The following is a 12,435-nucleotide window of genomic DNA, read 5'->3' as shown; positions in this document are numbered from 1 at the left end:
TCGTCCTCGACCGCCATCTCCACCCCGTCTCGCCGGAGCGCTCAGGCTACCGCGCCATCATGCGCCCGAGAAACCAGCCGAAAGGCAGATCAGCCGAGGCTCACCGTGCGGGCGGGACGACGGTTACTGCGTATCTGCATGTAGGAGCCGACCTGTGGAGCATACCAACGGCCATGCAGCGCCGGAGCGTTGTCGTTCCCCAAGCTCAGGGTGAAGTCCCGGATCAGGACAACAGGTTCGCATCCCTGAACGTCCCCGGCAGCGATGTGCCCATTCACCTCCTCGACCTCATCACGTAGCCGCTCCAGGTGACGCCCTTGGGGGAGCGCCATCGGCCTGCCCTTGGTCTTCGCCCTACCGAACCCTTCGCCCCTCTCATGCAGGACCACGAGATGCCCTCGGGTGATGTTGCGAGGAGGCCTGACGAAATGCGCTGAGGCATCCGGAAGGACCCCAAAGGCTTCAGCCATGGTTATCAGCTTGGGTGTGAGCCAAAACCTAGTCGCCCATCGGCCTCGGAAGCTCACCGGGTCACCTTGGGTCCAGAACCTATCCGGCCCCTGGAAGCCCTTGCTGATCCCTATGAAACCGAGTTGCAGCATCGCTTTCGCTGCACTGCCGAAGGCGTCAAAGCTTACCGCTTGACCGCTGAAGTTGACGGAGTTGGTCGAGATGCGGGTAAGCCTTGGGTGGTTGAGCAGAAGGTCAGCTAAGATAGCAGCCACGGCATCCTTCAGTTTGGAGCGCTGCTTCTCCCCACGGCCTCGCCTTCGGGTGAGAGCTTCCTCTTCCTCCACCTTGCCTAGGATCTCACCTACAAGGGCTTCTCCCAAAGGACTTATAGGCTGACCAGTGACCAGCCCCTTGGCAGCTTCCCTCAGATCACCAGGGACAGGACTCGCTTCAGCTCTTACAGTATTGTGTATAGATAAGTGGGTTCCCACGCAGACACACCCCAAATTACACGCACAGCAGACACACCCCAAGTACATGCACAGGGTTACCCCTGAGAATGGATTGAAGGATTCTCCAGCGACTGTCTGAGGGGGTTCTAGAAGGGAGTCATGATAGGACCAGACGGAGTCCTTAGGCCTTGACCCTAGGCCATACATTTTAGACTAAACTAGGATCATGACGTCAGATTACATACCTTGGAGAGGATCATGGTTCCAGACTTTGACACCAGACTATCCTCCCTTCCAAGAAGCAGTGGGGGATGTCCCATTGCCGATCCTGAGTGCATACCAAGAGAGCATCTCAGGGTTCAACCCTAAATTTCAGTCTGACAGCCAGATCATAGGAGCCTTGGGGTAGCTCTTCTGGGAGGTCATAGAGGCCGTCTAGTTCCATACATTGAGAGACCCATTATCTATACTCAAGACGTTAAGCGTTATCTGCATAGGATTCGAAGAGACCATAGCCTCTTCTAGTCCGAATCAGGAATGTTACCAATCAATCAAGGAGTATGGTGTAATGTTCTTCATAAGAACCATATTCATGTATTTCTACAAAATCGTACATATTGGTTTCGATTTACATACATTTGCTTTCTAGATGTTGAGGTAGGTCATCTTAAGTCTTGCCTCTGGTGGGTTCGCAGATAGCCCTCAGCGCTCGATCTATGACTTCCGCTATGTCCAACCTCAGCACACCCCATCGAGGCCCGTCTGGTATGGCGCCGACAACCTTCCGGACTGCCCCAAGAGCTTCCTCAGCACGATGCTCAGGCACGCCAGCGGCGGCAGGGTGGGAGGCCAGGAGGTCGCTGGTGGCGCGAAAGGCTTGGGTCATGTTCAGGCCGCCTTTACCGCACTGGAAGCGGGCTTGACCCCTTCAAAGACCTCGATACCCAAGGCGTTCTTCAACGGCAGGAGGTCTGCGGGAAGCTTCCCCTCAAGGACAAGGACTGCGCGAGCAGCACGGCGCTCCCCACGGCCGCTCTGGACGGCTTCCATCACCGCCTGGTACTTCACGCATTGGAAGATGCCTCGGACAACATCGGGTTCCTGTGAGATTCGAGACTTTACCTCAGCGGCCACCCATTCGTCGTCGAGGGTGAACGAAACATCGATGGTGTCGGCAGAAGGAAGTTTGAACTCGGTTTGTCCCTTGGCCGTCTTCGGAGACAGACCGATCACCGTTGGGTTCGCCGCAACGAAGTTCTTCAGTGCTTCATGCTCGGGTCCTTCGCCTCCCCTATTCCCCGTCGAGGCCGCCTTGAAGAGAGCAGAGTAGTCTTTGGGCGTGTAAGGAATCTCTAACTCTCTCAGCACGTCATGCCAGCGACCGTAGTTGAACACTCGCGCAAGCTCAGCCTTCACGATGGCCCGCTTGCGGCTCATCGGGAGCGACGCGAAGTCATCCTCTTTTATCAAGAACCATCCTATGCCTTCACCGGGAAGATTCTCCCGCCTGTTCACGACGAGGCATTGCAGCGGGGGAATCTTTTCGCCCCAAGCCTTCGATAGCCGCTCAAGAGTCTCTCCGATGCTGCCCAGCGGGAAGTTCAGGTTGCGGGCATTTGGCATCCCAAGCTCAGCCGCGAGGTCCGAGTAGAAGACCGTTTCCTCCGCCTCAGCCTGACGCACGAGAAGCGGCAGAGCCTCCCTTGCGCGCTTTTGGTACAGCTTATCCCCTGTTATTGGCGCTGCGATTTTCGCTGTCGCTTTCAAAGTTCTCTCCTGGTTGCAGGCGTAGCTGAGCGAGGCATGGTCACGCCTCTATGTTGGCCTGGGTACTCCTGCATCGAGGCGCCTCGCTCCCCCTCGCTCCGCAATGGGCATCATCGCTGCCTTCGCCTTGGCTTCGCTGCGGATCGCCTTGAGCGTCTTGCTGTATGGATGCCTACTGTTCCCAGCGAGGTTTAGCGGCAAACTGAGGTCTGCAATCAGCCTCTCCTCAAGCTGCCATGGCTGGTCCGTCGCCACCCATACGACCCGTGCATGATCAGCCATCCAGACGTCTAGCCGCTGTTCCCCAGGGTTCGTGAATGTCTTCGTCTTGCCGCTGCCCACGCGCTGAAGCTGGATGTTCAAGCGGGATGCCAGGAGACAACCAAGGGTGAGCCTCAGCGTCGATCCCTCGGCGTTGCCCCGGAAGTGGTACCCGATGCGGTGCTGAAGGTGTGTTGCGCTGGCCTTCCTGCCGTTGGTAGGCGGTGCTTTTGGCGCGATGCCGACATACAGAAGGGTGAAGCCGCTGAACGTGTGGCAGCCATCCGTGGGCACCCCAGGCGGGACCTCATCGAAGTACCAGGCGTAAGCTCCAGGTACGTGAGGGACGGGGCACCTTCTGCTCAGGACCTCAGGTGGGGTGAACAGCTGTCCTGGATCTAATAGGCTATAAAGCCGTCGATCTTCAGCGGTTGGAGTGCCCTCCATCGACAACAGTCCGCTCAAGCCGGTAGGCGGCATTGGTAAGCTATCGGGGTCAGCTGGTCGTCCTCAATCAGCCAAGGCGACACCATAAGCAGTTCGCCACCTGAAGCAGTCGGACCGCTTGCTTCCCTAATCAGCTCAATGGAGTGGACGACGACAAGGGCGTTGTGAGGATGGTGTCGCCGGTGCGCCTGAACCTCGTTTCGCGTTAGTAGAATTTGGCTGCCCGCCGACGTAGTACCCTTTACCTCAACGATTATCTCTTCGCCCTGGTGCCGGCATAGGAAGTCATAAGAGCGCTCTGCGCTCACGTCCTGGACCTGCCATCTCTTCTGGCGCAAATGCTGCTTCGCCATTGCCATCGCGTGGCGCTCAATAACGCTCCGCTCGGCAGCGGTCAGACCAAATCCTTGGGTGCTTGTGCGCTTCTCAGGGCCTGCCGCAGCTCGTTCTACAGCGATCACCTCGGGCGGCAGACTCCTTGGCGCACGTCCTAGCCGGTCAGCCTCATAGATTTGCCTTAAGAACCCTGCGAACTGCTCCACATCTCGGTAGAGCTTCTCATCGTCAGGGAGTTGCCCGTCAGCATACCATCTAGCCAACACTGTACTGCGCTCATAGGCATCTGAGAGTTGCTTCCCCCCAAGCATGATCGGCGCTGCCAATGCTGGATCGGTCGCAATGGCCTCGTGAAGCGTGTTCTTGCCCCAAGCTACGTATTCCGCGAGCTGTTCGGCAGGCTTCGGCTTGAACGCTCCGTCCTCGAACGTCGTGGAGCCGTGGGCCAGTGTGAGATACACGCCTTTGCCGCCTGCCTCGAAGAGGTACACGCAGTACCAGCCTTCTTGAGCGCTAGGTGACTCGGAACGGGAGAAGTAGCGCACCCAAGGCACGTAGGTCTTGAGGCCGGTCCCATCTCGCCCTTCGAAATTTAGGTCTTGTCCATACGAACCTAGGGCGCGGGCCAGGCGGGCTGATACGGTGGCGAGCTGTCCTGGAATGGCGCGCCTGATGAGGTCTCCCCGACGCTGCATCGGGAGCGTGTTCTTCGGGCTGTACTGGCGCTGAAGGGTGATAACCTCTTGTAGCTCGTCACGCATTCCGTAGCCCCGCCTCATGCAACACAGCAACTGATAGGGTAGCTGCCTGTGCGATGTCGGAACAGCCCGGTTGGATGGTGGGTCGGGTGGCAGCCCACAAGCCGTTGGTCCGTCACAGTGCGGGTCAGGTCACTTAAGGTCCACCTTAAGTCGGTAGCCGTCTCCCTCCCGCTCCACCAAGCCATGGCGGCTGAGGACAGGCCCCGGCATCCGCTTGGTGATCTCTTCGTAGTATTCCAGTTGAGCCTCATCGAGGGCGAGGAAGGCCGCTGCGATGTCGCGTAGAGATACCCTGCCGTTGCCTTGGAGGAGAGCCTTGAGCATGACCGGTTGGTAGACGTGGCCCATCCTCATGCGGTTAAGGATGAAGTCTCTGAGCAACATCCTTGCTATCTCTTAGACAGACCTTTTTCTGCTGGTTCTAGAAAGAGGCTTCAGCTTACGACGGACCTTCGGTCGCCCTTTGCGTTTGATAATATCTTTTGATAACTCGGTTAGTTTTATCCGGGTCTTGTAGTAGGCTTCGTCTATAATATGATGAAGTATCTGAAATCCATCCAAAACATCTTTTCGCTTCAATGCCGCTGTATGACTTCCATTATTTCCAATCCATTTGAGCGCCATAAGATGATTGGCAAGATCCTTATTTTTTGCCTTATATTTCTCGATTCGGGTGTGGAGAGAAAGCGACTGTCTCTTCCGTTTCTTGTTGATAGTGGATTTCGGTACTTTTCTTTCGTTTAAAAAATGCTCGACAGCGATACGTATTTTGTTCGCCGCCGCCTCTGAGTCCGCCCAGATTAGGGTGGATGCGGCTTTGACTGCTGCCGTTACGTCCGACGGCACTTCCTCGCCTAACATGAAAGGAAGGGGTGCTGGCACTATTGAGGCAATCTTGTAGTAATCTCCCCCCGGAACGAAACCATATTTGTCGTTGTATACATCCGGCCGGACAACGTTTCCAGAAATCGCAACGACTTCCTTGCAGTCGCCATCGTTACACTCAGCGAAACAAGCGAACCTTTTGATTACCCAATCGGGCTGCCAGTTTGGGTCATCTTTGGCTGCAATGGATGGTCCAGTTTCACACACGGGCACTGGCGCTTTAACTCTCAGTCGCCCCATTTGGCACGTAGGACACAGCCATGCTGGAAAACTCTCGAAAAGGTCGTCCCACTCAGATCGATTCAGAGACATGGCTAGTCCATTCTGATTTGGCATTAGATTAAACATGCCCGGCAAGTCTAGTCCACGTCAGTGCCGCAGCCGGGCGTCAACGGAATCGAGCGGATGGCAGCGTGAGTAGGAGGAGCTAAGGCCCCTTAGGCAGACCCGGCACGACTAGGAAGCGATTATTCCTGCTCAGTCAGCAGCACCCGTTGCACCGACATTGCCGTCCATTTCCCGCTGCGCGAGGTAACGATGCCTTTCGACTCCAAGGCAGCCGCAATGGCCCTGAGCGAGTCACCCCGGTTCCTCATCTCCTGAACCATCGGTAGCAGCCCGAACCTGAACCTTGCCGCCTTCGCCTGCCTCGCTTCTGCCGACGCTGCTGCGCCCTTGATCGCATTCGGTGGCGCCGCAGGTCTATAGCCACGGTCACCCCCAAGCTTCACTCCACGGGCTTTGGCCTGACTTAAGGCAGCCTTAGTTCGCTCACTGATCAGGCCTGCCTCAAGCTCAGCCACGGCAGCCATCTGCGTCAGGATGAACCTACCCATGGCCCCTGCCGGAACCTGAGGCATGTCGCAGAACGCTACATCAGCACCGCCATCGATTAGGCTACGGAGGAACGGCAGGTTGCGGCTGAGGCGGTCCAGCTTGGCGACCAGCAGGGTTGCCCCCGCCGCCTTGCAGCGGGCAAGGGCCTTGTGAAGCTCCACCCTGCCTGCATTCTTCCCGCTCTCCACCTCAGTAAAGGTGACAAGCAGCCTGTCAGTAGTCCTGAGAAAGCCCTGGATGGCTGCCTGCTGCGCTTCCAGGCCAAGCCCTGATTTGCCCTGCCGATCCGTGCTGACACGAAGGTAGGCGATGAACGTGCGCGCATGGTCCCCCGATGGCGATGCCATGGTGGTTGCTCCTATCCGATTGTCGGGATGGAGTGCGCTCAGCCGACCAACGGACGTCGATGGGCTGATGATACGCTCTCCACATACCGGCATTGCGGGTTCGGGATCGGAGGCCCCCCGGTACCCAATTCAGAAAAAGCCGTACGTCTTGCTTATTGTTATTATGGACAGTTGGAGAGGGTGCCCTTGACGATCAGGGGTCCCGGTAAGCGGAGCATGGGGGGACCAGATGGCGATCTACTACCAGCACATCGGGCGTGAGCTATGGCGACGGGATGGACCCCGCAGCATTGGTACTGCCGATGGCGGGCTGAAGCGCTTTTCGTTAAGCGACATTCTGCCATTCCTCGGGCCAGTCGATCCTGTCGAGCAAGCGGTGATGCGAGAGAAGATCGGTGAGTTCGCCCCTACCGGCTTCCAGGTCTGGGGTATCCCATCAGGCGCCGAACGGGTGCTGCAGCAGATGGGTACCGGTGACTCGCTGATGCTGCTTGAGTCAGAGGACTTTCGCTACGTTGGCCAGGTCATCCATCGTGCGTCCGTGCCGTGTTGGGACCTATCGAATCACATCTGGGGTGAGCAGCGATTCCCTCTGATCGTGCTGCTACAGGGCCAAATGATCGCATACCCTTGGTCTGCGTTCGTGGAACACTTCAGCTTCGACGCAAACTACCACATGCGTGGCAACACCATGCGGCTGTCGGCAGAACGTGTCGCGGCCTCCCCATCGGTCAACGAAGAGACGTTCCTCGCATCGGTGATGACGCAGGTAGCCACCTACCCTGTGGACCTGCAGACCGACTTCAGCGCCTTCTCAGAGGGCCTGAAAGCTCACCTGCGCCTAGTTCGGGATCGTGGCCAGCAGCAAGTTTTCAGGCGGCAGGTTATGGAAAAGCAGGGGGCACGCTGCGCTGTGTGTGACCTGTCGATACTGCCAGTTCTGGAGGCGGCTCACGTAGTGCCCAAGGAAGCCAACGGGTCCGATGATGCACGCAATGGGCTGGCGCTTTGCGTCCTTCATCATCGCATGTTCGACGGAGTCCTCTTCGCCATTGAACCCGAGACTCGCACCTTGAGAACGCGAGATGGGTATTCCTTGGCGGACCTTCGAATCAGCAAACCTGACATTCGGCATCTACCGTCAGGACCTCATGTGGATTCTCTCCGGTGGAGATGGACGAACATGCCCCTGCCTACAGCTGACGAGTTACCACGCGCCGAGTGAAGGCTCTGGATTGAGCTTCCAGCCGTCCAAGCTAGGTTCGCTGCATGTCGGGCTGCTTAATGAGATTCGGCGGTAGAAGCGATGGCTGCATACTGGATGACCTTCAAGCCCCTTGGCCCAAGTGCGCCTAGGGGATGGCCCGTTGAGCGTTTGCAGGACCTCCTGCGGCGCTTTGAATCCGATCCAGCTACAGCGACGGAATGGTGGCGAATCGCGTCCCATCAGTCTGCCAAAATCAGTGACCGCATCTACCTGTTCAAACAAGGCGACCATCCGCGCGGCATCTTCGGCATCGGCACGATCATCGACGGGCCTAAGTTCCTTGCGACCGATACAGACGATGAGAGGCCACGCCATCGTGCCCTTGTCGGCTTTAACCGGCTCGTAGACCCCACGAAGGGGTTTCTGCTGCCATTAGAAGCCATCGAAGACGTTGTGCCGGGACAGCTTATAAATGCCATGGCAAGCGGCTACAGCGTTCCCGATCAAATCGCGGAGGAGTTAGACAAGCGCCTTGCTGGCCAACAGCCTGTCGCATCTGGTCGCGTAGGAGAGGACTGGACGCCAGCGCAAGTCGAAGCAGTGGTAAGCGCCTATTTTGCCATGATGCGCCTTGAGGCCCAGGGCAGCCCCTACACCAAGTCCTCCTTCAATGAGCAGGTCAGAGCAGCGACGGGGCGTTCAAAAGGGTCCGTGGAGTTCAAGTTCCAGAACCTCAGCGCCGTCCTCGATTCGATGGGCCTTCAATGGATCGCCGGATACAAGCCGAGAGGTCACGGCCAGGTTGGCGCGATCAAGGATGCTCTGGAAGGCTACCTCGGTTCCCACCAAGGCTTTGCCGACAAGCTGGAGCCATCGCTTCCCGAGCCGCCGCCAGTGCCACCTTCGGTCTCCGGGGTCTTCACCGAACCACCGGAGCTGTCAATTCCCAAGTCCCCGTCCGCTGCCCCTGTTCGAGTCCAGAAATGGAACCGTGCTGCTTCCGATGCTCGAAACCGCACTCTTGGCGAGCAGGGTGAACGGTTTGTCGTGTCCGTTGAGCGACGCAGGCTGACCGCTGAGGGACGATCTGACCTGGCAGCCAGGGTGATCCATACTGCATTAGACGAAGGCGACGGCGCAGGCTTTGACGTGGCTTCCTTTGATGCCGATGGTTCACCGCGGCTGATCGAGGTGAAGACAACCAACGGCCCGGCCGAGACGCCATTCTATGTCACTGCCAATGAGGTTCGCGTCTCGGAGGATCGTGCCGATTCCTACTTGCTCTACCGGGTCTACGGGTTCGCCAAGGAGCCGCGAATCTATTGTCTCAAGGGGAGCCTTAAGTCGGGCGCCGTGAGATTGGAGGCGACGGTCTATCGAGCATCGCGGTGATAATCTAACAGCCTGGCTTCGGCTCCTGAACGGCGTATCGGCCAGTTACTGCCTTAGCCGTCGTGCATAGGGTGCGCAGCCACCCTGGTTCCCACGGTAATCCCATGTCGTGATCCGGTCTTCAGCGTCCACGATGGCTCGAATCTGACAAGCATATTCCACAGGGACCATGTTCATGGTGGAAGTTGTCATGGTAACCGGTTGAGTGCCGACAAAGCCGGTGGTCGTCGTCGGCGTGTAGATTGGCATCGCGCCCATCCTTCGGTTACCCCAGATATATGCCTTCCGGCCTGCGACCACCGTTTCGGCATCCGGGTAGCCAAGTCGGCTGAAGAGAACGGGCGCAGGCTGCCCCATCAGCTCGTTCATACCCTTCTCGATCTGCTGCCCCGCGCAACCCGCAAGAGCGAACCCGGCCAACGTCAACAGAACCACTCGGCGCATGATGGTCTCCCCACGCCTCGATCCTGAGGCGACCATTTCATACCGATATCGGAACATAGAGTACAGTGCCCGGCTAAATAATCGGCATATCCTCCCTGTGGACCAGGCTAGGGTCCCCTTTGGCTTCCCTCTCGACACCCCCCGGCCCACGTTCGCAAAGGTCGGGGCGTCTTTATTGTTGTTATTGCGGTTACGTCAGACAGGGTCCCTCTTCTCGCAAGGAGCGCAATCGGTCCCATCGTTACGAGACCTTCCTGGCTGACTTGCCGGACTGTATCTGGCATGACTTGGAGCGTGCTGGTTGCGGGGCTTCATGATCACTTCGCTCAAAACGCTTGGCATCCTCCTCGTCGTCCTATCGCTAGGAGCGTGTTCCCGCCAGCAGTCGATTGGCGGTGACTCAGGAGCAGGAACCCAGCGCATCTACGCTCTGACCGAGACCGAAGCCGATGCCGTCGCCCACGGGGCCATCGTGTCGAGCTTCCCAGGGCGGCAGATCGAGACGATCAACGGACCCGTCAGAGGCTACTCCACGTACACCCGCATGGTCCTAGACACCTTCACCCAACAGGTCCTCATCAAGCCTGTCACTGGAAGGCGCGCCGATGGGACCACGGTGGACGGCTACACGTTCGAAGTGTCTGGGAGCGGCACCGCTGGTATCTCAGGGGGCATCGCCAACGCCAACTTCGGCAATACCCTTCAGGCGGCTGCGGACAGCACTGGCAAGGCTGTGGAGGTCGTCAGCGTCATGCCTCGTGCCATAGCCGCAAGCCGCTCAGGGGTCGGACCTGAGGGAAGCGAAACTGCCCGGCGGCTGAAGGCCCTAAGGGACCTGTTCGACCAAGGGCTGATCACCGCTGTCGAGTATGACGCCAAGCGCAGGGAAATCATCGGAAGCCTCTAGGAGGCACTCGTTGGTTCCCGCTCTGAATAGCCCATGGTGCCAGCGTGCCGGGCTACGGCCTCGTCTAGACCTAGCCAGGTGCCCAAATGGGTGATACAAAGTTTGAGCCTGAAGGGGCCGTAAGCTATTGATTTTGCCTGAGGTATGCCGCTTAGAGGTGAGTTCAATCCTCTCTGGCAGCACCACTCTAAGCCATTGATCTACCGACAATCAGAGCGTAGCCAGTGCCTCTTGGCCTTCGACGCCCGCTTCGCGGCACCACTCCCGCGCTGCCCTGCGCATCCGGCCAGACCCGCACCGATACGCGCATGTTCAGCAAACCGCAGCGGCATCCCGCCTCGCCTCCCGTCCGGCGGCGCCAGCCACCACCTCAGCCGGTCAGCTGCGCCGAGCGGCCGGCGTTCACGTCCAGCGTCATGCCGGAGACGAAAGCCGCCTCCGCACCGGCGAGGAAGGCGATGGCGGCACCGATCGCCTCGGGCGGCAGCACCGGGATCGGCAGCGCATGGCCGGCATTGGCGGCGGCCCTGCGCGCGTCCGTCGCTCCGCCGCCACGACCGCGATGGATCATCGGCGTCTCGACTGCGGTCGGCGCCACGGCGTTGACGGTGATCTCCTCCGGCCCGAGTTCGGCGGCGAGGGACTTCATCATCCCGGTCAGACCCCATTTCGTCGCGGCATAGGCGCCCGATGTCGCGACGCCCATGCGGGCCTGGACCGAGGTAACAATAACGATGCGCCCGCCAGGCCCGCGGCCGCGCAGGCCGGGCAGCGCCGCCTGGATGGTGTTGAGCGTGCCGGTCAGGTTCACCTCCAGCAGCGCCTGCCAGGCCGCCGGGTCGGGCTCGGCCAGCCGGCCATCGATGACGATGCCGGCATTGGCGACGAGAATGTCGGGGCCGCCGCCCAGCGCCTGCCCGAATGCCGCCGCCGCCGCGTGCATAGCCCGTGCATCGCGGGTATCGGCGACCAGCGGCACCACCGGCACGCCCTCCGCCTGCACCAGCCGGGTGGCCTCGTCCAGATCGGCGCGGCTGGCGAGGCGGTAGCCCCGCAGGGCCGGAATGGCATCGGGATCGGCGATGTCGAGCAGCCCGACCGCCGCGCCCTGGCGCGCCAGGGCAATGGCCGTGGCGCGGCCGATCCCGCGGGCGGCGCCGGTGACCAGGGCCGTCCGGCCGGCCAGCGGCCGGGCGGCGGCCTCCGGCGCGGCAGCCGCGGCCTGGCCTGCGGTCGTGGCCAGGCCAAGGCCGGCGATGGAGAGGAGCTGGCGGCGTTCGGTCATCGGCGAGGACTCCCTCCCCAGGCGGGGCTTCCAAGCAACGCCGGGGCCGGGGCCGGTTCACGCACGCCTGCGGATCGTCTGTCCGGACCGCCTCCGTCGGTACCTGGCCGGTGAACCCGGGGCGCGCCCCCGCGTAGCAACACGGGTGGACCGGGAATGCCCCTTGGCCACCACCGGGCCCCTGCCCTGTCCGCCGCGGACAAGGAATGCCCAGAACCATCGGAACTGAACCTGTGCCATGGCAGCACGAAACGACAACCAGGCTTCGATGTGGGCGGAGGCCTGCGAATTGCTCAGCCGCGCCGAGCGGCTGCACCGGCACTTCTTCGTCCCGCGGCACGCCGCGTCGTCGCTGCCGGTCTGGCACCCGCCGGCGGATGTGCTGGAAACCGAGCGGGAGGTGCTGATCCTGGTCGCCCTGCCCGGCGTCAGCCCCGAGGCGGTGGAGGCGGTGATCGAGGATGGCGCGCTCCGCGTCGCCGGCCTGCGCCTGCTGCCGCCCGAGCTGCGCCTGGCCGCGATCCACCGGCTGGAACTGCCGCAAGGCCGGTTCGAGCGCCGGGTGCCGCTGCCACCCGGCCGCTATGCCACGCCAATCCGCCACAGCCTCGTCAACGGTTGCCTGCTGGTCAGGCTGGAGAAGGCCGGCTGAAC

The 12,435-nt window shown here is 60.2% G+C and carries 13 protein-coding genes; 4 read left to right on the top strand and 9 right to left on the bottom strand.

From position 1 onward, the window contains the following. Nucleotides 1–89: 89 nt before the first annotated feature. The 7 genes from H7965_RS04740 to H7965_RS04715 form a co-directional block, all read right to left on the bottom strand. Nucleotides 90–797 (bottom strand): hypothetical protein, encoded by a 708-nt coding sequence (locus H7965_RS04740; RefSeq protein WP_186769380.1) that lies wholly within the window; start codon nt 795–797, stop codon nt 90–92. A 996-nt stretch (nt 798–1,793) separates the two neighbouring features. Next, nucleotides 1,794–2,672: a hypothetical protein gene (locus H7965_RS04735; protein ID WP_186769379.1), complete on the bottom strand. Its 879-nt coding sequence runs from the start codon at nt 2,670–2,672 to the stop codon at nt 1,794–1,796. Between the two features lie 48 nt (nt 2,673–2,720). Continuing rightward, a complete protein-coding gene (locus tag H7965_RS31900; protein WP_390624552.1) occupies nt 2,721–3,380 on the bottom strand; it encodes a GIY-YIG nuclease family protein in 660 nt (219 codons plus the stop codon). Nucleotides 3,381–3,394: 14 nt separating this feature from the next. Further along, nucleotides 3,395–4,477: an MrcB family domain-containing protein gene (locus H7965_RS04730; protein ID WP_186769378.1), complete on the bottom strand. Its 1,083-nt coding sequence runs from the start codon at nt 4,475–4,477 to the stop codon at nt 3,395–3,397. Nucleotides 4,478–4,606: 129 nt separating this feature from the next. After that, nucleotides 4,607–4,861: a hypothetical protein gene (locus H7965_RS04725; protein WP_186769377.1), complete on the bottom strand. Its 255-nt coding sequence runs from the start codon at nt 4,859–4,861 to the stop codon at nt 4,607–4,609. A gap of 12 nt (nt 4,862–4,873) precedes the next feature. Continuing rightward, entirely contained in the window at nt 4,874–5,674 is an 801-nt protein-coding gene (locus H7965_RS04720; protein WP_186769376.1) for a DUF4145 domain-containing protein, read from the bottom strand. A 155-nt stretch (nt 5,675–5,829) separates the two neighbouring features. After that, complete coding sequence (locus H7965_RS04715) at nt 5,830–6,546, bottom strand: recombinase family protein (RefSeq protein ID WP_186769375.1); 717 nt, start codon at nt 6,544–6,546, stop codon at nt 5,830–5,832. A gap of 229 nt (nt 6,547–6,775) precedes the next feature. Between H7965_RS04715 and H7965_RS04710 the strand changes: the two genes are divergently transcribed. Beyond that, entirely contained in the window at nt 6,776–7,771 is a 996-nt protein-coding gene (locus tag H7965_RS04710) for an HNH endonuclease (RefSeq protein WP_186769374.1), read from the top strand. A gap of 96 nt (nt 7,772–7,867) precedes the next feature. Next, a complete protein-coding gene (locus tag H7965_RS04705) occupies nt 7,868–9,145 on the top strand; it encodes a DUF3883 domain-containing protein (RefSeq protein WP_186769373.1) in 1,278 nt (425 codons plus the stop codon). Nucleotides 9,146–9,190: 45 nt separating this feature from the next. On the opposite strand, the gene H7965_RS04700 is transcribed toward H7965_RS04705, so the two are convergent. Continuing rightward, nucleotides 9,191–9,589, bottom strand: a complete 399-nt coding sequence (locus tag H7965_RS04700; RefSeq protein WP_186769372.1) for a hypothetical protein — start codon at nt 9,587–9,589, stop codon at nt 9,191–9,193. Between the two features lie 301 nt (nt 9,590–9,890). Here H7965_RS04700 and H7965_RS04695 point away from each other — a divergent pair, with 301 nt between their 5' ends. Beyond that, nucleotides 9,891–10,496: an SHOCT domain-containing protein gene (locus H7965_RS04695; RefSeq protein WP_186769371.1), complete on the top strand. Its 606-nt coding sequence runs from the start codon at nt 9,891–9,893 to the stop codon at nt 10,494–10,496. A 370-nt stretch (nt 10,497–10,866) separates the two neighbouring features. On the opposite strand, the gene H7965_RS04690 is transcribed toward H7965_RS04695, so the two are convergent. Beyond that, nucleotides 10,867–11,781 (bottom strand): SDR family NAD(P)-dependent oxidoreductase, encoded by a 915-nt coding sequence (locus H7965_RS04690; protein ID WP_186769370.1) that lies wholly within the window; start codon nt 11,779–11,781, stop codon nt 10,867–10,869. 238 nt (nt 11,782–12,019) lie between these two features. On the opposite strand from H7965_RS04690, the gene H7965_RS04685 reads away from it, so the two are divergent. Then, nucleotides 12,020–12,433 (top strand): Hsp20/alpha crystallin family protein, encoded by a 414-nt coding sequence (locus H7965_RS04685; protein WP_222440461.1) that lies wholly within the window; start codon nt 12,020–12,022, stop codon nt 12,431–12,433. Nucleotides 12,434–12,435 lie beyond the last annotated feature (2 nt).

Source organism: Siccirubricoccus deserti, assembly GCF_014283215.1.
Taxonomy (GTDB): domain Bacteria; phylum Pseudomonadota; class Alphaproteobacteria; order Acetobacterales; family Acetobacteraceae; genus Siccirubricoccus; species Siccirubricoccus deserti.
The sequence above is the reverse complement of the archived record's forward strand: the minus strand, read 5'-3'. Positions and strand labels throughout refer to the sequence as shown.

Bases quoted from the DNA above. Each gene is read 5' to 3' on its own strand.
- H7965_RS31900 (WP_390624552.1), bottom strand. From the start codon at position 3,380: ATGGAGGGCACTCCAACCGCTGAAGATCGACGGCTTTATAGCCTATTA.
- H7965_RS04700 (WP_186769372.1), bottom strand. From the start codon at position 9,589: ATGCGCCGAGTGGTTCTGTTGACGTTGGCCGGGTTCGCTCTTGCGGGT.
- H7965_RS04720 (WP_186769376.1), bottom strand. From the start codon at position 5,674: ATGTCTCTGAATCGATCTGAGTGGGACGACCTTTTCGAGAGTTTTCCA.
- H7965_RS04715 (WP_186769375.1), bottom strand. From the start codon at position 6,546: ATGGCATCGCCATCGGGGGACCATGCGCGCACGTTCATCGCCTACCTT.
- H7965_RS04690 (WP_186769370.1), bottom strand. From the start codon at position 11,781: ATGACCGAACGCCGCCAGCTCCTCTCCATCGCCGGCCTTGGCCTGGCC.
- H7965_RS04685 (WP_222440461.1), top strand. From the start codon at position 12,020: ATGGCAGCACGAAACGACAACCAGGCTTCGATGTGGGCGGAGGCCTGC.
- H7965_RS04730 (WP_186769378.1), bottom strand. From the start codon at position 4,477: ATGCGTGACGAGCTACAAGAGGTTATCACCCTTCAGCGCCAGTACAGC.
- H7965_RS04710 (WP_186769374.1), top strand. From the start codon at position 6,776: ATGGCGATCTACTACCAGCACATCGGGCGTGAGCTATGGCGACGGGAT.
- H7965_RS04725 (WP_186769377.1), bottom strand. From the start codon at position 4,861: ATGTTGCTCAGAGACTTCATCCTTAACCGCATGAGGATGGGCCACGTC.
- H7965_RS04705 (WP_186769373.1), top strand. From the start codon at position 7,868: ATGACCTTCAAGCCCCTTGGCCCAAGTGCGCCTAGGGGATGGCCCGTT.